The 21,382-nt window shown below is 70.6% G+C and carries 18 protein-coding genes; 17 read left to right on the top strand and 1 reads right to left on the bottom strand.

Annotated elements, in window-relative coordinates; all coding sequences use genetic code 11:
- The first annotated feature begins 284 nt into the window (after positions 1–284).
- From ACFYO2_RS18200 to ACFYO2_RS18220, 5 genes are all read left to right on the top strand, one after another.
- The gene (locus ACFYO2_RS18200; RefSeq protein ID WP_010039908.1) at positions 285–806 is read left to right on the top strand and encodes a sigma-70 family RNA polymerase sigma factor; all 522 of its coding nucleotides are present in this window, start codon (positions 285–287) and stop codon (positions 804–806) included.
- Complete coding sequence (locus ACFYO2_RS18205) at positions 806–1,636, top strand: anti-sigma factor family protein (protein ID WP_388349732.1); 831 nt, start codon at positions 806–808, stop codon at positions 1,634–1,636. The genes ACFYO2_RS18200 and ACFYO2_RS18205 overlap by 1 nt, the downstream gene beginning before the upstream one ends.
- Before the next feature lie 80 nt (positions 1,637–1,716).
- The gene (locus ACFYO2_RS18210) at positions 1,717–4,149 is read left to right on the top strand and encodes a HelD family protein (protein ID WP_388349734.1); all 2,433 of its coding nucleotides are present in this window, start codon (positions 1,717–1,719) and stop codon (positions 4,147–4,149) included.
- Between the two features lie 312 nt (positions 4,150–4,461).
- Complete coding sequence (locus ACFYO2_RS18215; protein WP_388349736.1) at positions 4,462–5,877, top strand: NAD-dependent malic enzyme; 1,416 nt, start codon at positions 4,462–4,464, stop codon at positions 5,875–5,877.
- Between the two features lie 353 nt (positions 5,878–6,230).
- Positions 6,231–6,512, top strand: coding sequence for an HU family DNA-binding protein (locus ACFYO2_RS18220; RefSeq protein ID WP_054220032.1), 282 nt, complete (start codon positions 6,231–6,233; stop codon positions 6,510–6,512).
- 163 nt (positions 6,513–6,675) lie between these two features.
- On the opposite strand, the gene murA is transcribed toward ACFYO2_RS18220, so the two are convergent.
- Positions 6,676–8,022: a UDP-N-acetylglucosamine 1-carboxyvinyltransferase gene (murA, locus tag ACFYO2_RS18225; RefSeq protein WP_388349738.1), complete on the bottom strand. Its 1,347-nt coding sequence runs from the start codon at positions 8,020–8,022 to the stop codon at positions 6,676–6,678.
- Positions 8,023–8,275: 253 nt separating this feature from the next.
- On the opposite strand from murA, the gene ACFYO2_RS18230 reads away from it, so the two are divergent.
- From ACFYO2_RS18230 to ACFYO2_RS18285, 12 genes are all read left to right on the top strand, one after another.
- A complete protein-coding gene (locus tag ACFYO2_RS18230) occupies positions 8,276–8,848 on the top strand; it encodes a YqgE/AlgH family protein (protein ID WP_388349740.1) in 573 nt (190 codons plus the stop codon).
- Between the two features lie 29 nt (positions 8,849–8,877).
- Complete coding sequence (locus tag ACFYO2_RS18235) at positions 8,878–9,177, top strand: DUF3039 domain-containing protein (RefSeq protein ID WP_388349742.1); 300 nt, start codon at positions 8,878–8,880, stop codon at positions 9,175–9,177.
- A gap of 223 nt (positions 9,178–9,400) precedes the next feature.
- The gene (locus tag ACFYO2_RS18240; RefSeq protein ID WP_388349744.1) at positions 9,401–10,696 is read left to right on the top strand and encodes an extracellular solute-binding protein; all 1,296 of its coding nucleotides are present in this window, start codon (positions 9,401–9,403) and stop codon (positions 10,694–10,696) included.
- A gap of 50 nt (positions 10,697–10,746) precedes the next feature.
- Positions 10,747–11,682: a carbohydrate ABC transporter permease gene (locus tag ACFYO2_RS18245; RefSeq protein WP_388349746.1), complete on the top strand. Its 936-nt coding sequence runs from the start codon at positions 10,747–10,749 to the stop codon at positions 11,680–11,682.
- The gene (locus ACFYO2_RS18250) at positions 11,679–12,524 is read left to right on the top strand and encodes a carbohydrate ABC transporter permease (RefSeq protein ID WP_388349748.1); all 846 of its coding nucleotides are present in this window, start codon (positions 11,679–11,681) and stop codon (positions 12,522–12,524) included. Before ACFYO2_RS18245 ends, ACFYO2_RS18250 begins: the two co-directional genes overlap by 4 nt.
- A 10-nt stretch (positions 12,525–12,534) precedes the next feature.
- The gene (locus ACFYO2_RS18255; protein WP_388349750.1) at positions 12,535–14,169 is read left to right on the top strand and encodes a beta-N-acetylhexosaminidase; all 1,635 of its coding nucleotides are present in this window, start codon (positions 12,535–12,537) and stop codon (positions 14,167–14,169) included.
- A gap of 225 nt (positions 14,170–14,394) precedes the next feature.
- Positions 14,395–15,288 carry an FAD binding domain-containing protein gene (locus ACFYO2_RS18260; RefSeq protein ID WP_388349752.1) on the top strand — a complete coding sequence of 298 codons (894 nt, stop codon included), beginning with the start codon at positions 14,395–14,397 and terminating at the stop codon, positions 15,286–15,288.
- Complete coding sequence (locus ACFYO2_RS18265; protein ID WP_388349754.1) at positions 15,285–16,973, top strand: 2Fe-2S iron-sulfur cluster-binding protein; 1,689 nt, start codon at positions 15,285–15,287, stop codon at positions 16,971–16,973. Before ACFYO2_RS18260 ends, ACFYO2_RS18265 begins: the two co-directional genes overlap by 4 nt.
- Positions 16,970–19,279, top strand: coding sequence for a xanthine dehydrogenase family protein molybdopterin-binding subunit (locus ACFYO2_RS18270; protein WP_388349756.1), 2,310 nt, complete (start codon positions 16,970–16,972; stop codon positions 19,277–19,279). The genes ACFYO2_RS18265 and ACFYO2_RS18270 overlap by 4 nt, the downstream gene beginning before the upstream one ends.
- On the top strand, positions 19,276–19,413 hold the full coding sequence (locus ACFYO2_RS18275; RefSeq protein WP_388349757.1) for a hypothetical protein: 138 nt from the start codon (positions 19,276–19,278) through the stop codon (positions 19,411–19,413). Before ACFYO2_RS18270 ends, ACFYO2_RS18275 begins: the two co-directional genes overlap by 4 nt.
- Entirely contained in the window at positions 19,413–19,940 is a 528-nt protein-coding gene (locus ACFYO2_RS18280) for an AAA family ATPase (RefSeq protein ID WP_388349759.1), read from the top strand. The genes ACFYO2_RS18275 and ACFYO2_RS18280 overlap by 1 nt, the downstream gene beginning before the upstream one ends.
- Before the next feature lie 253 nt (positions 19,941–20,193).
- Entirely contained in the window at positions 20,194–21,351 is a 1,158-nt protein-coding gene (locus ACFYO2_RS18285; RefSeq protein WP_388349761.1) for an SUKH-4 family immunity protein, read from the top strand.
- Positions 21,352–21,382 lie beyond the last annotated feature (31 nt).

Genomic DNA, 21,382 nt, shown 5'->3' on the forward strand with positions numbered 1-21,382 from the left:
AAGTGATTTCGATTACATGCCGTTTACCTTCGGCGCCCCGAGGGCAGCTGGCGTGATCTTGCCCTTGTGGCGGAAATGTAAAGATCGCGCGGGGGGAATGTGCCCCCATGTCCAACCTCGTCACGTCACTCACAAGAAAACTGTCGTCCCGCTTTGAACATCCAACTCACCGCGTCCGTACCCGTGGAGGAGCGACCGACTGGGGGAACCCCCGGACATCGGAGGTGGGCGTGCGCAAGGATTCCGTCGTGGCCAATGAACGTGGATCGAGGGCCCGACATCGCATGTCCCAGCCCTCGGAACCTGATGAGGAGCTCATGCGTGCGCTCTACAGAGAACACGCCGGACCCCTGCTCGCCTATGTGCTCCGCCTTGTCGCGGGAGACCGGCAACGTGCCGAGGACGTCGTGCAGGAGACGCTCATCCGTGCCTGGAAGAACGCCGGCCAGCTCAATCGAGCGACCGGATCGGTACGCCCCTGGCTGGTGACGGTCGCCCGGCGCATCGTCATCGACGGCCACCGAAGCCGGCAGGCCCGGCCGCAGGAGGTCGATCCGTCGCCGCTGGAGGTCATCCCCGCGGAGGACGAGATCGACAAGGCGCTGTGGCTGATGACGTTGTCCGACGCGCTCGACGACCTGACACCGGCCCACCGGGAGGTGCTCGTCGAGACGTACTTCAAGGGGCGTACCGTCAATGAGGCGGCTGAGACGCTTGGTATACCGAGTGGCACTGTGCGCTCCAGGGTCTTCTATGCCCTGCGGTCGATGAAGCTGGCACTGGAGGAGCGGGGGGTGACGGCGTGATGAGTGTGTACGGGGGAAACCAGGGATTCGGTACAGGTGGTGCGGGTATGTCTGGCCCCATGATGGGATCTCCGGGTCCGAACGAGCACGAGACCGTCGGCGCCTACGCCCTGGGCATCCTCGACGACGCCGAAGCAACCGCTTTCGAGGCCCATCTCGCCACCTGCGAATGGTGCGCCCAGCAGCTCGACGAGCTCGCCGGCATGGAACCGATGCTCGCCGCCCTCGCGGACCTGCCGGGCTCCGGCACGCCCGCCATCGGCGAGTCGCTGTCCGCCAAGCCCAGCCCGCGCGTGGTGCACAAGCTCGTCGACGAGGTCGCCGAACGCCGCGCCCGCAAGCGCCGCCGCAGTCTCTACATGGTGGCGGCCGCGGCCGCGCTGATCGTCGGCGGCCCGATCGTCGCGATGGGAGCGACCGGCGACGACTCCAGCGGTGGCGGCACCAAGGGCGTGACCCTCTCGGCCACCCCCGCCAAGGATCTTTTCAACACCATCGACGACAAGGTGTCGGCGACGGACCCGTCGACGGGCGTGAGCGCGACCGTGGCCCTGGCCAAGAAGGACTGGGGCACCGAGTCGGTCCTGGAGCTCAAGAACGTCAAGGGCCCCCTCAAGTGCTCCCTGATCTTCATCGGCGAGAACGGCGAGCGGGTGACGGCCTCCAACTGGTCCGTCCCGTCCTGGGGTTACGGCCTCGCGGACGGCAAGACCGAGAAGGCCAAGAATCCGCTCTACATCGTGGGCGGCGCGTCCTTCACCCCGGACAAGATGAAGGGGTTCGAGGTCATGACCCTCGACGGCGACGTGCTCGTCAAGGGCGACGTGTGATCGACTGAGCGCGTACATAGCTTCCAGGGGCCCCCTTCGCGTACGGTTGACGGCTGCCCAGCACGTCAGAAGGGGGCCCGGTGGCCGCTCAGGCTCAGCAGGAAATCGCGGTCGACTCGGTTCAGGACTCCGCGCACGATTCCGTGCGTGACCGAGAGATCAGCGTCGAACAGGAACACCTCGACCGGGTGTACCAGCGCCTCGAGGAGAAGATCCACGAGGCCGAGTTCCTCATGAACGACGCGGCCAAGCGTGGCCAGGTCGGAACCCCCGGCGCGCTCGCCGAGCGCGACGCCCAGGTCTTCCGGGCAGGCATCCACCTGAACCGGTTGAACAACGAGTTCGAGGACTTCCTCTTCGGCCGTATCGACCTGCTCGCCGGCAAGGACGGTCAGAAGGGGCCGGACGGCGCCTACACCGCCGTGGAACCGGCGGAGGGCGCGGTCCGCCCGGACAGTACCGCCGACATCGCCGAGACCCTGCACATCGGCCGCATCGGCGTCCTCGACCAGGACTACGCCCCGCTGGTCATCGACTGGCGGGCGCCCGCCGCCGCCCCCTTCTACCGCTCCACCCCGGTCGACCCGGGGCGGGTGGTGCGCCGCCGCGTCATCCGTTCCAAGGGGCGCAAGGTGCTCGGCGTCGAGGACGACCTCATGCGTCCCGAGCTGAAGGCCCTCCTCGACGGCCGGGAACTGCCCGTGATCGGCGACGGCGCCCTGATGGCGGCCCTCGGCCAGGCCCGCACCCACACCATGCGGGACATCGTGGCGTCCATCCAGGCGGAGCAGGACATGGTGATCCGCGCCCCCGCCGCCTCCGTGACCTACGTCGAGGGCGGCCCCGGCACCGGCAAGACGGCCGTCGCCCTGCACCGGGCGGCCTACCTGCTCTACCAGGATCGGCGGCGGTACGCGGGCGGCATCCTGATCGTCTCCCCGACCCCGCTGCTCGTGGCGTACACCGAGGGCGTCCTGCCCTCCCTCGGCGAGGAGGGCCAGGTCGCCATCCGCGCGATCGGCTCGCTCGTCGACGGGGCGGAGGCCACGCTGTACGACTCCCCGGCCGTGGCGCGGGCCAAGGGGTCGTACCGCATGCTCAAGGTCCTGCGGAAGGTGGCGCGAGGCGCCCTCGAAGCGGGCTCGGGCAGCGCCGCGCGCGCGGGTGCCCCCACCGGGCAGCTCACCCTCGACGACACGGACCCGACGCCGCGGACACCGGCCGGCCCGCCCACCCGGCTCCGCGTGGTCGCCTTCGGACGCCGCCTGGAGCTGGAGGCCGGCGAGCTGGACCGCATCCGCAACAACGCGCTCAGCGGCACCGCACCCGTGAACCTGCTGCGGCCCCGCGCCCGCAAGCTGCTCCTGGACGCCCTGTGGACGCAGTCCGGCGCGGGCGGCCGGCACACCGACCCGGAGCTGGCAGCCGAGCTGCGCTCCTCCTTCGACGAGGACGTCAGCTCCGAGGACAGCTTCATCGAGTTCCTCGACGCGTGGTGGCCGGAGCTGACGCCGAAGGCCGTCCTCGACGCCATGGCCGACGAGCGGCGCCTCGGCCGCTGGGCCCGGCGGATCCTCAACCCGGGCGAGGTTCGCAGGGTCGCCCGCTCCCTCAGACGCGACGGCCTCTCCGTCCACGACATCGCCATGCTCGACGAGCTCCAGTCCATCCTCGGCACCCCGGCCCGCCCCCGCCGCAGGCGCGAGGCCGACCCGCTCGACCTGCTCACCGGCCTGGAGGAGCTGATGCCGGTCCGCGAGGAGTCGCAGCGCGAGCGGGCCGAGCGGCTCGCCCAGGAGCGCGTCGAGTACGCCCACGTCATCGTCGACGAGGCACAGGACCTCACGCCGATGCAGTGGCGCATGGTCGGCCGCCGCGGCCGGCACGCCACCTGGACGGTCGTCGGCGACCCGGCCCAGTCGTCCTGGTCCGACCCCGAGGAGGCGGCCCAGGCCCGCGACGAGGCGCTCGGCAGCCGCCCGCGCCGCCGCTTCCAGCTGACCGTGAACTACCGCAACCCGGCCGAGATCGCCGAGCTGGCCGCGAAGGTACTGGCGCTGGCGATGCCGGGCGCCCAGTCCCCGTCGGCGGTGCGCTCCACGGGCGTCCAGCCACGCTTCGCGGCCGTCCCCGTACGGGATTCCCTCGCGAAGACCGTCCGGGCCGAGGCCGCCCGGCTCCTCGACCTCGTCGACGGCACCATCGGCGTCGTGGTCGCCATGAACCGCCGCGAGGAGGCCAGGCGCTGGCTCGCCGGGCTCGGCATGGGGGTCCCCCCGGGTGAGCGAAGCCGAGACTGGGGGAGGGTCGTGGCACTCGGCAGCCTGGAGGCGAAGGGCCTGGAGTACGACGCCACGGTCGTCGTCTCCCCGGCGGAGATCGCGGACGAGTCCCCGGCGGGCCTGCGGGTGCTGTACGTGGCGCTGACCCGGGCGACGCAGCAGCTCACGGTGGTGTCGGCGGAGCGGGACGCGCCGGACGCGGACGGGGTTCCGGATTTGCTCAGGGACTGACCGGGGGGCTGGTGCGATGAACTTGCGAGACGGGAATGGCCTTACGGGATCCATTTGTTAGCCTGGGTGTGGCACCGGCCCGATCCAAGCCCCCGGGCCCAACCTTCGTCGCTACGAGCGACCACTTGCCGCGAGGCGAGCATGGCGGGTCGGTGCCACTGAACGTTCGAGAGGCCCACGTCGATTGTGACGTGGGCCTCTTTCGCTGCGAACACAACGTTCGCAATCCCACCCGGGCTAACGCCTACTCGGCGGTAGGTGCGACGATCGGACCGCATCCAGCGTCACAGGTGAAAGCAGAGGAAGTCGGCCATGGCAACGGCGCCCAGCGTCTCCTACTCGATGACGGTCCGGCTGGAGGTGCCCGCGAGCGGAACCGCGGTCTCCCAGCTCACCGGGGCCGTCGAGTCCCACGGAGGCTCGGTGACCGGCCTCGACGTCACCGCGTCCGGACACGAGAAGCTCCGGATCGACGTCACCATCGCGGCCACCTCCACCGCGCACGCCGACGAGATCGTCGAGCAGCTGCGCGACATCGAGGGCGTCACACTCGGCAAGGTCTCGGACCGTACGTTCCTCATGCACCTCGGCGGCAAGATCGAGATGCAGTCCAAGCACCCGATCCGCAACCGTGACGACCTGTCGATGATCTACACGCCGGGTGTCGCCCGCGTCTGCATGGCCATCGCCGAGAACCCCGAGGACGCCCGCCGCCTCACCATCAAGCGCAACTCCGTTGCGGTCGTGACGGACGGCTCGGCCGTGCTGGGCCTCGGCAACATCGGCCCGATGGCCGCCCTGCCGGTCATGGAGGGCAAGGCCGCCCTCTTCAAGCGGTTCGCCGGCATCGACGCCTGGCCGATCTGCCTGGACACCCAGGACACCGACGCGATCGTCGAGATCGTGAAGGCCATCGCCCCCGGGTTCGCCGGCATCAACCTCGAGGACATCTCCGCGCCGCGCTGCTTCGAGATCGAGGCCCGGCTGCGCGAGGCCCTCGACATCCCCGTCTTCCACGACGACCAGCACGGCACCGCGATCGTGGTCCTCGCCGCCCTGACGAACGCACTTCGGGTGGCCGGCAAGGCCATGGAGAACATCCGGGTCGTCATGTCCGGTGCCGGCGCGGCCGGCACGGCCATCCTCAAGCTGCTGATCGCCGCGGGCGTGAAGAACGCCGTCGTCGCCGACATCCACGGCGTCGTGCACGCCGGCCGCGAGGACCTCGTCGACGCCGCCCCGGACTCGGCGCTGCGCTGGATCGCCGACAACACCAACCCCGAGGGCCTGACGGGCACGCTGAAGGAGGCCGTGCAGGGCGCGGACGTCTTCATCGGCGTGTCGGCACCCAACGTGCTGGACGGCAACGACGTGGCCGGCATGGCCGACGACGCGATCGTGTTCGCCCTCGCGAACCCCGACCCCGAGGTCGACCCGGCGATCGCCCGCCAGACGGCCGCGGTCGTCGCCACCGGCCGCAGCGACTTCCCGAACCAGATCAACAACGTGCTGGTCTTCCCGGGCGTCTTCCGCGGTCTGCTGGACGCGCAGTCCCGCACGGTGAACACCGAGATGATGATCGCGGCGGCGAAGGCCCTCGCGGACGTGGTGACCGAGGACGAGCTGAACGCGAACTACATCATCCCGAGCGTCTTCAACGAGAAGGTCGCGGGCGCGGTCGCCGGGGCGGTGCGGGAAGCCGCGAAGGCGGTCGGCGCGGCCTCGTAGCCGCCCGGGACCGGGGCCGGGTACGGGTGCGGGTGGGCTGTGAGGATCGCCACGGCAGGCCTGACACCGGCGCGTCGTGGAACCCGGCCCTCTTGGCCGACGTTTATCGTGTCGGCCAGGCTCGGCCCTCTTTTCGTGTGACTCCCAAGGGTGTTCTCACGACTCCTGGGGGTGCCGGATTGGCTTTCCCGCCGCAGGTAGGGGCAGGATGCGTCCCTGGGCGCGAGGGTCCGGCCACGGACCCGGGTCCTGGGAGTGTCCGAGGACCCTGGCAGCATCGACTTCGCTGTGCCCAATATGCGGCTCCGCCGCGTGGCACGCCTCAACAGCAAGAAGAACACGGGAGTAACAACATGAACCGCAGTGAGCTGGTGGCCGCGCTGGCCGACCGCGCCGAGGTCACCCGCAAGGACGCCGACGCCGTTCTGGCCGCGTTCGCCGAGACCGTCGGTGAGATCGTCGCCAAGGGCGACGAGAAGGTCACCATCCCCGGCTTCCTGACCTTCGAGCGCACCCACCGTGCCGCTCGCACCGCGCGCAACCCGCAGACCGGTGACCCGATCCAGATCCCGGCCGGCTACAGCGTGAAGGTCTCCGCCGGCAGCAAGCTCAAGGAAGCCGCCAAGGGTCAGTAAGCCTTCGCGTACGCGACGGGACTTGCGTACGGGGCTCAGTAACGCGAATGGGGCGGCCACCCGGTGAGGGTGGCCGCCCCATCGTCGTACACGCGCATGTACGGGCGGCCTACGGGCGGCCTACGGGCGACCTACGGGCGGCCTACGGGCGCCCGAGCGACGGTCAGCCGAGTGCCTTGCCCGGCAGTTCGACCTTGGCCCCCAGCGCCACGAGCTTCTCCATGAAGTTCTCGTAGCCCCGGTTGATGAGGTCGATGCCGTGGACGCGGGACGTGCCCTGGGCCGCCAGGGCCGCGATGAGGTAGGAGAAGCCGCCGCGGAGGTCGGGGATGACCAGGTCGGCGCCCTGGAGCCGGGTGGGGCCGGAGACGACCGCGGAGTGCAGGAAGTTGCGCTGGCCGAAGCGGCAGTTGGAGCCGCCCAGGCACTCCCGGTACAGCTGGATGTGAGCACCCATCTGGTTCAGCGCGGAGGTGAAGCCAAGGCGGGACTCGTAGACCGTCTCGTGGACGATGGACAGCCCCGTGGCCTGTGTCAGCGCCACCACCAGCGGCTGCTGCCAGTCCGTCTGGAAGCCGGGGTGCACATCCGTTTCGAGGGCGATGGACTTCAACTGGCCGCCCGGATGCCAGAAGCGGATGCCCTCGTCGTCGATCTGGAAGGCGCCGCCCACCTTCCGGTAGGTGTTGAGGAACGTCATCATCGAGCGCTGCTGGGCGCCGTGGACGTAGATGTTGCCCTCGGTCGCGAGCGCCGCGGACGCCCAGGAGGCGGCCTCCAGGCGGTCCGGGAGGGCGCGGTGGTTGTAGCCGCCGAGCCGGTCCACTCCGGTGACGCGGATGGTGCGGTCGGTGTCCATCGCGATGATGGCGCCCATCTTCTGCAGAACGCAGATGAGGTCCTCGATCTCCGGCTCCACGGCCGCGTTCGAGAGCTCGGTGACGCCTTCGGCGAGGACGGCCGTCAGCAGGACCTGCTCGGTCGCGCCGACGGACGGGTACGGCAGGGTGATCTTCGTACCCCGAAGCCGCCGCGGCGCCTCCAGGTACTGCCCGTCCGCCCGCTTCTCGATCGTCGCGCCGAACTGCCGGAGCACCTCGAAGTGGAAGTCGATCGGCCGGCCGCCGATGTCGCAGCCGCCGAGGCCGGGGATGAAGGCGTGCCCCAGGCGGTGCAGCAGCGGACCGCAGAGGAGGATCGGGATACGGCTCGACCCCGCATGGGCGTCGATGTCGGCGACGTTCGCGCTCTCCACGTGCGTCGGATCCATCACCAGCTCGCCCGGTTCCTCACCCGGACGGACCGTCACCCCGTGGAGTTGCAGCAGTCCGCGTACGACCCGCACGTCACGGATGTCCGGAACGTTGCGCAGTCGACTCGGCTCGCTGCCGAGCAGGGCGGCGACCATGGCCTTCGGTACGAGGTTCTTCGCACCGCGGACACGGATCTCGCCCTCCAGCGGGGTTCCGCCGTGGACAAGCAGTACGTCGTCATTGCCGTTGACGGTCATGTATCTCGCGTTCCGATGAGTGGGGCAAGGGCCAGAAGGGAAAGGGTAATGGCCGCCCACCCCCCTTCTGTAAGCCCAAGGACCGCCCAGATCCGTCATAGCTCTGTCACAACACGCACGGTTTCCGGTCGAGTGCATGGGGTCACCGGCGCCGGGCGTGCGCGTGGGGCGCATCGTTGCGCTCTGAGCTGCATTCACTGCCGTAAGCGCATTGGCTGCCCGCGCACGGGGAAGATGCGGGATCATGTCTGGCATGACCGAGGTGTCCTCGCTCACAGGGCGGCTGCTCGTGGCAACGCCCGCCCTGGCGGACCCGAACTTCGACCGTGCGGTGGTGCTCCTCCTCGACCACGACGAGGAGGGCTCCCTCGGTGTCGTCCTCAACCGTCCGACCCCGGTGGACGTGGGGGACATCCTGGAGGGGTGGGGAGACCTGGCCGGCGAACCCGGGGTGATCTTCCAGGGCGGACCGGTCTCCCTGGACTCGGCCCTCGGCGTCGCCGTCATCCCGGGCGGCACGTCCGTCGACGGGGCCCCGCTGGGCTGGCGCCGGGTGCACGGCGCGATCGGTCTGGTCGACCTGGAGGCACCGCCGGAACTGCTCGCCTCGGCCCTGGGCAGTCTGCGGATCTTCGCCGGGTACGCCGGCTGGGGCCCCGGCCAGCTGGAGGACGAGCTGGTGGAGGGCGCCTGGTACGTCGTCGAGTCCGAGCCCGGCGATGTCTCCTCCCCGTCCCCGGAAAGACTCTGGCGCGAGGTCCTGCGCCGCCAGCGCAACGAGCTCGCGATGGTGGCCACGTACCCGGACGACCCTTCGCTCAACTGATGCGTGTGAGCTTCAGTACCCTGGCTGGTATGAGCACTCTTGAGCCTGAGCCCCAGCCGCAGCGAGGTACTGGGACGGGAACCCTCGTAGAGCCGACGCCGCAGGTGTCCCACGGCGACGGTGACCACGAGCGCTTCGCCCACTACGTCCAGAAGGACAAGATCATGGCGAGCGCCCTGGACGGCACGCCTGTCGTGGCGCTGTGCGGCAAGGTCTGGGTGCCGGGCCGCGACCCGAAGAAGTACCCGGTGTGCCCCATGTGCAAGGAGATCTACGAGTCCATGGGCTCCGGTGGCGACGACGACAAGGGCAAGGGCGGCGACAAGTAGTCCTGCAGTCCTTCCTTTCCTTCTGAGGTCCATGTGGCCCTCGTGGCGCGTTCTGGCGCGCCTCGGGGGCCTTTGTCATGTTCTGTCGTTGCACGGGGTGCGTCACCTGGTCACAGAGTGGTTGAGACCTCTTGTCGACGTGTTCATGTAGTCCATAGCCTCCGTGGTGTTGTGCAGAGCAAAACTGTCATTGCATATGCTGCAACGCTCGGAGGAATACGCCATGAAGCTCTCCCCCCGACTCCCCGCTCTTCTCCTGGCCGCTCTCGTCGTCACGGCATGCGCCCCTCAGACTTCTGACAACGCGTCCTCCGACAAGGACGAGAAGACCGGCACCCTGCGCGTCTGGCTCTTCCAGGAGGTCGGCAACGACCCGAAGCAGAAGGTCGTCGACTCCGTCGTCGCCGCCTTCGAGAAGGCCCACAAGGGCACCGAGGTCGATGTCGAGTACATCCCGATCGACACCCGCGCCCAGCGTGTCAAGGCCGCCTTCAACGACCCGAAGTCCGCTCCGGACGTCATGGAGTACGGCAACACCGACACGGCCGGCTATGTGCGGGACGGCGGACTCCTCGACGTCACCAAGGAGTTCGGCGACTGGAGCGAGGCCAAGGACACCGACCCCACCGCGAAGCAGTCCGTCACCGTGGACGACAAGCTCTACGGAGCGCCCTTCTACGTCGGTGTCCGCGCCCTCTACTACCGCACCGACGTCTTCGAGCAACTGGGGCTGAAGCTCCCGAAGACCATGGCCGAACTGGCCTCCACCGCCCGCGAGATCCGCGCGGCCAGGCCCGACCTGTACGGCCTCGTCGTCGGTGGCGCCTACATGTACGGCGCGATGCCCTTCGTCTGGGCCAACGGCGGCGAGCTCGCCACCGGCAAGGGCGGGTCGTACGCCTCCGCCATCGACAGCGCGGCGGCCCAGAAGGGCATCAAGGCGTACACGTCCCTCTTCAGCGACGACAACTGCCCCGCCGCCAAGTGTGCCGGGATGGGCGGCAACGACACGATCACCGCGTTCGCCGCGGGCAAGGCGGGCATGGCGATCGGCGGCGACTTCAGTCACACCGCCGTCGAGGCCGGGAAGGTCAAGGGCAAGTACGCGGTCGTGCCGCTGCCGGGTGTCACCTCGGGCTCGATCGCCCCCGCGTTCGCCGGCGGCAACAACATCGGCGTACTGAAGAGCACCTCGCACCGCACGCTCGCCGTCGAGCTGATGGAGCAGCTCGCCTCGAAGAAGACGCAGGCCGAACTCTTCGACGCGATGGGCTTCCTGCCGACCTTCGGGGACGTCCGCCAGCAGGTCGCGGCGAAGGAACCGTTCGTGAAGCCCTTCGTGCAGACCCTCTCCGCCGGCACCAAGTTCGTCCCCGCCTCACCGGCCTGGTCCCAGATCGACTCCTCGCTGGTCCTGCCGACCATGTTCCAGGAGGTCATCAGCGGCAAGAAGGACGTGGCGGCGGCGTCGACGGACGCGGCGAAGAAGATGGACGATGCGTTTGGCACCGCCGGGTGACGCCGGTGCCTGAGAGCTCGGGGCTTTCGGATCGTTGGCGGCCGCGGGTCGTGGGGGGCTGGTCGCGCCCACGCGGCGGTAGACGCAAATTCAGCACAGCCCCGCGCCCCTGGGGGCGTATCAGCACCCCTTGGCTGTATCTCGCCCCCGCTCTCGTCGTCCTTGGTGGGCTGCTTGTCTATCCGATCTACCAGCTCGGGCTGATCTCGTTCTTCCAGTACACGCAGGCCCAGGTCAGCGGTGGCGAACCGACCACCTTCAAGGGGTTCGGCAACTACGCCGAGCTGTTCTCCGACGACCAGTTCTGGCAGGTGCTGCTGGCGACGGTCCTCTTCGCGGCGACCTGTGTCGCCTCGACGCTGGCGGTCGGCTGCGCGCTCGCCGTACTGCTCACGCGTGTGCGTGCCCTGCCGCGGCTCGCGCTGATGCTTGCCGCGCTGGGCGCGTGGGCGACGCCGGCCGTCACGGGCTCCACGGTCTGGCTGCTCCTCTTCGACCCGGACTTCGGGCCCGTGAACCGGGTCCTGGGGCTCGGCGACCACTCATGGACGTACGGCCGCTTCAGCGCCTTCTTCCTCGTCCTGCTCGAGGTGGTCTGGTGTTCCTTCCCCTTCGTCATGGTCACGGTGTACGCCGGCATCCGGGCCGTCCCGGGCGAGGTGCTGGAGGCCGCCGCCCTGGACGGTGCCTCGCAGTGGCGCATCTGGCGCTCGGTCCTCGCGCCGATGCTCCGGCCGATCCTCACCGTCGTCACCATCCAGTCGGTCATCTGGGACTTCAAGGTCTTCACGCAGATCTACGTCATGACGAACGGCGGTGGCATCGCCGGCCAGAACCTCGTCCTGAACGTGTACGCCTACCAGCAGGCCTTCGCGTCCTCGAAGTACAGCCTCGGCTCCGCTGTCGGCGTGGTGATGCTGCTGATCCTGCTCGCCGCCACGCTCGTGTACCTGCGGCTGCTGCGCCGGCAGGGGGAGGAACTGTGAATCTCCCACGTCTGAGGGTGCGGCGCCCCTGGCGGCCGGCCGCCGAGGCCTCGGCGCTGCTGATCGCGGTCGTCGTCGCCTTCCCCCTCTACTGGATGGTGCTCAGCGCCTTCAAACCGGCCGGCGAGATCGAGTCGTCGAAGCCCCGGCCCTGGACGCTCGCGCCCTCCCTGGACTCCTTCCGGCGGGTCTTCGGACAGCAGGAATTCGGCCGTTACTTCCTCAACAGCCTTGTCGTGGCATGCAGTGTCGTGATCGTCTCGGCACTGATCGCGTTTCTCGCGGCGACCGCCGTGACCAGATTCCGGTTCCGCTTCCGGACGACCCTGCTGATCATGTTTCTGGTGGCCCAGATGGTGCCTGTGGAGGCCCTGACGATCCCCTTGTTCTTCCTCATGCGGGACTTCGGGCAGCTGAACACACTGGGCTCACTGATCCTTCCGCACATCGCCTTCTCGCTGCCCTTCGCGATCTGGATGCTGCGCGGTTTCGTGAAAGCCGTACCGGAGGCGCTGGAGGAGGCCGCGTACATCGACGGGGCGAGCCGGGCGCGATTCCTGTGGCAGATCCTTTTCCCGCTGGTCTTCCCCGGCCTCGTGGCCACGAGCGTGTTTTCCTTCATCTCCGCCTGGAACGACTTCCTGTTCGCCAAGTCCTTCATCATCAGCGACACCTCGCAGTCGACCCTGCCGATGGCGCTGCTCGTCTTCTACAAGCCGGACGACCCCGACTGGGGTGGTGTGATGGCCGCCTCCACGGTGATGACGATTCCGGTACTGATCTTCTTCGTACTCGTACAGCGACGACTGGTCTCCGGGCTGGGCGGAGCGGTAAAGGACTGACGTGACTTTGATGACTGGATTGATTCCGGCGCCCGCGACCTGGAGGGACGTCGACTCGGCGGGCGGTTTCGTGATCGACGAGGCCACGGTGATCGACGCCGGTCCCGGTACCGAGGCGACCGCCGGCTGGCTGCGCGGCGTGCTCGGTGCCGCGACGGGGCTCGCGCTGCCGCCCGGTGCGGGAGACGACGGCGAGACCATCCGCCTGCGCGTCCAGTCCGAGGACGCCGGCCACCTCGGCCCGGAGGGCTACAAGCTGTACGTCAACGGGGACGACATCACCATCCACGGCGGCGGTCCGGCCGGGGTGTTCTGGGGCGCGCAGACGCTCCGTCAGCTGCTCGGTCCCGATGCCTTCCGCCGGGCTCCCGTCGCCCCTGGTCGGCAGTGGCTCGTACCCGGCACATTCGTCGAGGACACTCCCCGCTTCCGCTGGCGCGGCCTCATGCTCGACGTGGCCCGGCACTTCATGCCGAAGGACGGTGTCCTGCGCTACCTCGACCTGATGGCGGCGCACAAACTCAACGTCTTCCACTTCCACTTGACGGACGACCAGGGGTGGCGCGTAGAGATCAAGCGCTACCCGAAGCTGACCGAGACCGGCTCCTGGCGGGCACGCACGAAATTCGGTCACCGGGCCTCACCGCTGTGGGAGGAGAAGCCGCACGGTGGCTACTACACCCAGGACGACATCCGGGAGATCGTCGCCTACGCCGCCGAGCGGCATATCTCCGTGGTCCCCGAAATCGACGTACCGGGCCACTCGCAGGCCGCCATCGCCGCGTACCCGGAACTCGGCAACACCGACGTCGTCGACACGACCTCCCTCACCGTCTGGGACAACTGGGGCATCTCTCTGAACGTACTCGCCCCCACTGACAACACCCTGCGCTTCTACGAGGGGGTGTTCGAGGAACTGCTGGAGCTGTTCCCATCCGAGTTCATTCACATCGGCGGCGACGAATGCGCCAAGGAGCAGTGGCGGCAGTCGCCCCTCGTCCAGGCCCGTATCGCGGAACTCGGACTCGCGGACGAGGACGAGTTGCAGTCCTGGTTCATCGGACACTTCGACAAGTGGCTCTCCGCGCGCGGGCGCAGGCTCATCGGCTGGGACGAGATCCTGGAGGGCGGGCTGGCCGAAGGGGCGGCGGTCTCGTCCTGGCGCGGCTACGCGGCCGGCATCGCGGCCGCCCGCGCGGGCCACGACGTCGTCATGTGCCCCGAGCAGCAGGTGTACCTGGACTACAGGCAGGACGCGGGCGCGGACGAGCCGGTCCCCATCGCCTACGTCCGCACCCTGGAGGACGTCTATCGGTTCGAGCCCGTTCCGCCGGAGTTGACGCCCGAGGAGGCCGCGCACGTCCTCGGCGCGCAGGCCAACGTGTGGACCGAGGTGATGGAGGACCAGGCGCGCGTGGACTACCAGACCTTCCCGCGGCTTGCGGCCTTCGCCGAGGTGGCCTGGAGTCCCCTACCCGCCCCGGCGGAACGGGACTTCGCCGACTTCGAGCGCCGGATGACCGCCCACTACCGGCGACTCGACGCCCTGGGGGTCGGCTACCGGCCGCCGACGGGGCCCTTGCCGTGGCAGCGGCGGCCCGGTGTGCTCGGGCGCCCGATCGAGGGGCCGCCTCCGAACAAGTAATGGAAAAAACTCGCAAGAGTCACCGAAGAGCGTCAATCAGTACGCACCGGTGATGCCGTACGAAAACGGACCATCTCCCTGGTGAGGTGGGCGAATGCCTCCTAGCGGACCCCCGCGTTCGGGTCCTGCGAAGATGTGCCAGAGTTGCCACGTCCGCCCTGTCAGCACGTACCGTACGGCAACACAGGTGGGACCAGGTGGGGCAGCGGGAAGGGGCAGCCGGTTTTGACCACGCACGCACCGCAGGCGGCGCAGGCCGTGACGCTGCCCACATCGCTGGACGAGGCAGTGGCGGCACTGGCCGCCATGCCCGCCGCCGTGCCCGTGGCCGGCGGCACCGACCTGATGACCGCCGTCAACTCCGGACAGCTCAGGCCCGCCGCACTGGTGGGCCTCGGGCGGATCAGCGAGATCCGCGGCTGGCAGTACCAGGACGGGCACGCCCTGCTCGGCGCGGGACTCACCCACGCGCGCATGGGCCGACCCGACTTCGCCGCCCTCATCCCGGCGCTCGCGGCCTCCGCGCGCGCCGCCGGCCCGCCGCAGATCCGCAACGCGGGCACCCTCGGCGGCAACATCGCCACGGCGTCACCCACCGGGGACGCGCTTCCGGTGCTGGCCGCCCTGGAAGCGACGCTGATCATCGCGGGCCCGGGCGGAGCCCGCCGGGAGATCCCGGTGTCGCACCTGCTGGCCGGCATGGAGATGCTGCGCGCCGGCGAACTCATCGGCTACGTGCGCGTGCCCCTGCTGCACGCCCCGCAGGTCTTCCTCAAGGCGACCGGCCGCACCGGCCCGGGCCGGGCCCTCGCGTCCGTCGCCCTGGTCCTCGACCCTGCCCGCCGCGGGGTCCGGTGCGCGGTGGGCGCCATAGCGCCGATGCCGCTCAGGCCCCTGGACGCCGAGCAGTGGGTCGCCCGGCTGATCGACTGGGACAACAACCGCGCGATCGTCCCGGAGGCGCTCAGCGCCTTCGGCGAGTACGTCGCCGCGGCCTGCATCCCCGAACCGGGCCCGGCCGAGGACGGCTCCGCACAACAGCTTCCGCCCGCCGTACTGCACCTGCGGCGCACCGTCGCCGCACTAGCCCGACGAGCACTGGGGAGGGCGCTGTCGTGACCGACGACCAGCACGGAGAGGGCACGCCCCAGGGCTCGGGCCGCTGGGACCCGCTGCCCCATGGCGACTACGACGACGGCGCCACCGCCTTCGTGAAACTCCCCGAAGGCGGCATCGACGCCCTCCTGGCCTCCTCCGACACGCCGCTCGCCGCACGCGGTCACGGCTATGTGCCGCCGCAGATAACGGTCAACCCGGCCGGCACCGCGGGCAACGACCCGGCGGCGACCGGCACGTGGCCGACGCCGGCCGAGGGTGTCCAGTGGCCCGACCCGAACGCGGCGCCCCACGACACCGGGAACGACCGGTTCACGTACAACCCGAGCGCCACGGGACAGTGGAACTTCGAAGAGCCGGCCGCTCCGGCGCCGGGGCACGACGTCACCGGGCAGTGGTCGATCCCCGTCGCCGGTGGTGACCTACCGGACGAATCGGGCGAGTTCACCACGTCCTCCCTGGTCGAGCAGTGGGGCGGCACACCGCCGGCCACGCTCCCGGGCGGCGCCCCCGCCCCTTGGGCGACGGAGGGCGCGGGGCAGCCGTGGGGGCAGCAGGCGCCCGCTGCCGACCCCTCAGCGGCGGGGCACGCGCACGAGCAGCCCGCCGCGCACCCGGGCGGGCCGCCGGCCCCGCCCCCGCACGCACCCGAAGCCGGCCGCGCGCCGGAGGGGTACGCGCCGGACGCGCACGGGCCGGAGGACTTCGCGCCCGACGCGCACGCATCCGTCGAGCCCGGACCGACCGGACACGACCACGAGCGGCCCCGCTCGCACGCGCCCGAGGTGCCCGCCGAGCCGCCGTACGCCGAAGCGCCCGCCGAACCCGCCTCACAGCCCGCCCACGGGGGCGGTGAGGCCGGTGGAGCCGCCGAGTCGTCCGAGAGGGCCCACGGGGCCGCTGAGGCCGCCGAGGGGGCCGCGGAGCCTCCCGCCGAGCCCGCCGCGGACGCGGACGCCGGCGAGGAGAGCACCGTAGGCGCCGTCACCGCGGAGACCGCGGAGAGCGCGCAGACTCCCGACGGCGAGGCCGCACCTCCGCCCTCCGGCGAGGAACACCCCCTCGCCTCCTACGTCCTGCGCGTCAACGGCGTCGACCGGCCCGTCACCGACGCGTGGATCGGCGAGTCCCTGCTCTACGTGCTGCGCGAGCGGCTCGGTCTCGCGGGCGCCAAGGACGGCTGCTCGCAGGGCGAGTGCGGGGCCTGCAACGTGCAGGTCGACGGACGGCTCGTCGCCTCCTGCCTGGTGCCCGCCGTGACCGCGGCCGGCAGCGAGGTCCGTACGGTCGAGGGCCTGGCCGTCGACGGACAGCCCTCGGACGTGCAGCGGGCGCTCGCCAGGTGCGGCGCCGTGCAGTGCGGCTTCTGCGTGCCGGGCATGGCGATGACCCTGCACGACCTCCTGGAGGGCAACCCGGCGCCGAGCGAGATGGCGACCCGCCAGGCGCTGTGCGGCAACCTGTGCCGCTGCTCCGGCTACCGGGGCGTCGTGGAGGCCGTCAAGGAGGTCGTCGCGGAACGCGAGGCACACTCCGCGGCGGACGATGAGACGGATGCGGACGGGGCGCGTATTCCGCATCAGGCGGGCCCGGGAGCCGGCGGCGTCAACCCGTCGGCGTTCGAACCGGCCGCACGGCATGACCATTCGTACGGCAACGGACAGGGACAGGACGGAGGCCAGGCGTGAGCAACGAAGCCGCCACCGCGACCACCGCCGCGGAGGCAGCCCCCGCCCCCGAACCGATCCCGCACGGCCTCGGCGCCGCACTGCCGGCCGCCGACGCCCGCGCGAAGACCGAGGGCACCTTCCCCTACGCGGCCGACCTGTGGGCCGAGGGCCTGCTGTGGGCGGCCGTACTGCGCTCACCGCACCCGCACGCGCGCATTGTGTCCATCGACACCTCCCACGCGCGCGAGATGCCCGGCGTACGCGCCGTCGTCACCCATGAGGACGTGCCGGGCAGCCCGGTCCACGGCCGCGGCAAGGCCGACCGCCCGGTGTTCGCCTCCGAGGTCGTGCGCCACCACGGCGAGCCCATCGCGGCCGTCGCCGCCGACCACCCCGACACCGCGCGCATGGCCGCGGCCGCCGTCATCGTCGAGTACGAAGTACTCGACCCGGTCACCGACCCCGAGCAGGCCTTCGAGGCCGAGCCCCTGCACCCGGACGGCAACCTGATCCGGCACATCCCGCTGCGCCACGGCGACCCGGAGGCGGCCGGCGAGATCGTCGTCGAGGGCCAGTACCGCATCGGCCGCCAGGACCCCGCCCCGATCGGAGCCGAGGCCGGCCTCGCCGTGCCGCGCCCCGACGGCGGCGTCGAGCTGTACGTGGCCTCCACCGACCCGCACACCGACCGCGACACGGCCGCCGCCTGCTACGGCCTGGAGCCCGAGCGGGTGAAGGTCGTCGTCACCGGTGTCCCCGGCGCCACCGCCGACCGCGAGGACCAGGGCTTCCAACTCCCGCTGGGCCTGCTGGCGTTGAAGACCGGCTGCCCGGTCAAGCTCACCGCAACGCGCGAAGAGTCCTTCCTCGGGCACGTCCACCGGCACCCGACCCTGCTGAGATACCGCCACCACGCCGACGCCGAGGGCAGGCTGGTGAAGGTCGAGGCGCAGATCCTGCTCGACGCGGGCGCCTACGCGGACACCTCGGCGGAGGCGCTGGCCGCCGCCGTCTCGTTCGCCTGCGGGCCGTACGTCGTCCCGAACGCGTTCATCGAGGGCTGGGCCGTACGCACCAACAACCCGCCCTCCGGCCACGTACGCGGCGAGGGCGCCATGCAGGTGTGCGCCGCCTACGAGGCGCAGATGGACAAGCTGGCGAAGAAGCTGGGCGTGGACCCGGCGGAGCTGCGGCTGCGCAATGTCCTGGCCACCGGCGATGTGCTGCCGACGGGCCAGACGGTGACCTGCCCGGCGCCGGTCGCCGAACTGCTGCAGGCCGTACGGGACTTCCCGCTGCCCACCCTCCCCAAGGACACCCCCGAGGACGAGTGGCTACTGCCCGGCGGCCCCGAGGGCGCGGGCGAACCGGGCGCGGTGCGCCGGGGCGTCGGCTACGGCCTGGGCATGGTGCACATGCTGGGCGCGGAGGGCACGGACGAGGTCTCCACGGCCACGGTCCGGGTCCAGGACGGTGTGGCGACCGTGCTGTGCGCGGCCGTCGAGACAGGGCAGGGCTTCACGACACTGGCCCGCCAGATCGTCCAGGAGACCCTCGGCATCGACGAGGTCCACGTGGCCCCGGTCGACACCGACCAGCCACCGGCCGGCCCGGGCAGCCGCGGCCGCCACACCTGGGTGTCGGGCGGCGCGGTGGAGCGGGCGGCCAAGATGGTCCGCACCCAGCTTCTGCAGCCCCTGGCGCACAAGTTCGGCATGTCCACCGAGCTGCTCTCGATCACCGACGGCAAGATCACGTCGTACGACGGAGTCCTGTCGACCACCGTCACCGAGGCGATGGACGGCAAGGAACTGTGGGCGACCGCCCAGTGCCGCCCACACCCGACCGAGCCCCTGAACGAGACCGGTCAGGGCGACGCCTTCGTGGGGCTCGCGTTCTGCGCGATCCGCGCGGTGGTGGACGTCGACATCGAACTGGGCTCGGTGCGCGTGGTGGAGCTGGCGCTCGCCCAGGACGTCGGCCGGATCCTGAACCCGACGCAGCTGGTGGCCCGTATCGAGGGCGGCGTCACACAGGGCGTGGGCATCGCCCTCACGGAGAACCTGCGCAGCGCGCGCGGGCTGATCCGCCACCCCGATCTCACCGGGTACGCCCTGCCGACCGCCCTGGACGCCCCGGAGATCCACATCGTGAAGCTCGTCGAGGAACGTGACGTGGTCGCCCCCTTCGGGGCGAAGGCGGTCAGCGCGGTGCCGGTGGTGACGTCCCCGGCCGCGATCGCCTCCGCGGTCCGCGCCGCGACGGGCCGCCCGGTCAACCGGCTGCCGATCCGGCCGCAGGCCGCGGTGGTGACGGCACAGTGAGCACACTGGAGCCGGAGACCGACGAGCAGCCGCGCTACCAACCGGCGCCGAACGTGGGGAAGCCGGCGGTGTGGGTCCTGCTGTTCGTGCCGGCGGCGATCGTCGTCGTGCTGGGCGGCGTCTACCTCGTGTGATGCGCGGCGTCGTGCTGATCACCGGCGTGATGGCGGCCGGGAAGTCGACGGTCGCGCAGGCGCTGGCGGAGAGGCTGCCCAGGGCGGCGCATGTCCGTGGTGACGTGTTCCGGCGGATGATCGTGTCCGGGCGCGAGGACTACGAGCCCGGCGCCGGCGGCGAGGGCGAGGCCCAACTCCGGCTCCGGTACCGGCTGTCTGCGGCGACGGCGGACGCGTACGCGGAGGCCGGTTTCACGGCGGTGGTGCAGGACGTGGTGCTGGGCCGGAACCTGACGGCGTACGTCCAGCTGGTGCGCACCCGCCCGCTGCACGTGGTCGTCCTCGCGCCGAGCCCGGAGGCCGTCGAGGCCCGGGAAACGGGCCGGGCGAAGACGGGTTACGGGGCCTGGACGGTCGAGGAGCTGGACGGGGTGCTGCGGGCAAAGACGCCGCGCATCGGGCTGTGGGTGGACTCCTCGGGGCTGACGGTGGGGGAGACCGTGGCGAAGATCCTGGCCGGGACGGAACGCGCGAGGGTGGTCTGAGCGTCTCCTGGGGTGGGGCGTTCGATCCCGCGGGGTGTTCGATCCGGTGGGGCGTCCGATCCGGTGGGCCGGGGCGCGTCTGGTCCGGGGTGTTTGATCCGGGGGCCGGGGCGCATTTTTCGGGCCGGGGGCGTTGTCAGTGGTGGCGCGTAGTGTTCTGGGCAGTGGGGGACGGCTGGGACGGCCGCCGGAACGGGGTGGCTGCGCGTGCCCTGCGCGGGGACTGTGAGAGAAGCACATTCGGGGGAAACACATGAGCACGACCGACGCCGGCCCGGCGACGATCACGCTGACCGAGGCCGAGCTGGATCCGTACATCACACACGCGTCGACGCGCCGCTGGCTGACGGGACCCGGGCTCCCGGGCGACAGCGGCCTGTTCACCTTCGCGGAACTGAGCCGGGAGGGCCTGCGGACAGTGGCGGACTCGACCGGCGACACGGACCGCCTGGCGTCGGATCTGAGCGACCAGCTGGTCATAGGCGGACTGGTGGGCCCCGGCGGCCTGGAGACGGAGTCGGTCCTGCTCAACGGCGCGACGGGTGAGATCTCGACGACGTACTTCCGCCCCGACCGCCCCGACCTGATGGGCCGCCGCCCGCTCGCACCGTCGCTGGAGAGGCTGGTGCGGTTCGCGACCGCGACGGACGAACTGGCCGCACTGCGAGGCCGGTTCGCCTCCTACGCCGGCCGCTTCGGCCCGAAGGCGGTGGCGGAGGCCTCACGCCAACTGCTGGCCGTGTTCCAGGAGGGCACGGGCGGTGAGGTGCCACCGTTCTGGAAGATGGCCGCCCTGATCCGACCCCTGTCCCTCGTCGCCGGACCGGGCACGCTGTCCGGGCTCGCCCTGGACCTCCCGGCCCGCCTCCTGGACCAGGAGTTCGGCCGGGGCAAAGTGGCCCGCTTCGAGGACGTCGACTTCCCCGCCACCCTCACGCACGAACCGACCCGCCGCTTCCTGCGCGAGACGGGCCTGCCCGAGGACGCCTTCCCCTTCCACCTCGACACGGACGTACCACTGGCGACGCTGGCCGAGTACTACGCCGACGACCCCGCCGCCGAACTCCCGGACCGAGCAACCCACTTGATACGCCTTGGCGACCTCGTCGAGGCGAACAGCCTCGTGATCGACGGCGAAACGGGGGCGGTCCTGAACTGGAGCGAACCCGAGGCGACCCTCTACCCCCTCAACACGGACGTCTCCACCCTGGGCTTCACCCTCTGGCTGCTCCACCGCGAGAGGGCGATCGACGAGGACCTCTCCCACGGCCCGAGCGCGGACACGCGCGACCAACTGGCCGCGACGATGATCCAGGTCCTGTCGACCGTCGACCCGACAGGTACGACGACCCGGGCCGGCCGGCACTACTGGACGGAGCTGCTCCGGGACGAGGAGAGCGGGGCGCTCTGAGCCACCGGCCGGGTCGCAGCCCGAGGCGGCA

It is taken from the genome of Streptomyces sp. NPDC006602, assembly GCF_042870385.1.
Classification (GTDB): domain Bacteria; phylum Actinomycetota; class Actinomycetes; order Streptomycetales; family Streptomycetaceae; genus Streptomyces.

Coding starts and splice junctions, on each gene's coding strand:
- ACFYO2_RS18200 (WP_010039908.1), top strand. CDS start 285: ATGTCCCAGCCCTCGGAACCTGATGAGGAGCTCATGCGTGCGCTCTAC.
- ACFYO2_RS18230 (WP_388349740.1), top strand. CDS start 8,276: ATGACCGAGGTGTCCTCGCTCACAGGGCGGCTGCTCGTGGCAACGCCC.
- ACFYO2_RS18285 (WP_388349761.1), top strand. CDS start 20,194: ATGAGCACGACCGACGCCGGCCCGGCGACGATCACGCTGACCGAGGCC.
- ACFYO2_RS18205 (WP_388349732.1), top strand. CDS start 806: ATGAGTGTGTACGGGGGAAACCAGGGATTCGGTACAGGTGGTGCGGGT.
- ACFYO2_RS18280 (WP_388349759.1), top strand. CDS start 19,413: ATGCGCGGCGTCGTGCTGATCACCGGCGTGATGGCGGCCGGGAAGTCG.
- murA (WP_388349738.1), bottom strand. CDS start 8,022: ATGACCGTCAACGGCAATGACGACGTACTGCTTGTCCACGGCGGAACC.
- ACFYO2_RS18220 (WP_054220032.1), top strand. CDS start 6,231: ATGAACCGCAGTGAGCTGGTGGCCGCGCTGGCCGACCGCGCCGAGGTC.
- ACFYO2_RS18255 (WP_388349750.1), top strand. CDS start 12,535: ATGACTGGATTGATTCCGGCGCCCGCGACCTGGAGGGACGTCGACTCG.
- ACFYO2_RS18240 (WP_388349744.1), top strand. CDS start 9,401: ATGAAGCTCTCCCCCCGACTCCCCGCTCTTCTCCTGGCCGCTCTCGTC.
- ACFYO2_RS18215 (WP_388349736.1), top strand. CDS start 4,462: ATGGCAACGGCGCCCAGCGTCTCCTACTCGATGACGGTCCGGCTGGAG.
- ACFYO2_RS18235 (WP_388349742.1), top strand. CDS start 8,878: ATGAGCACTCTTGAGCCTGAGCCCCAGCCGCAGCGAGGTACTGGGACG.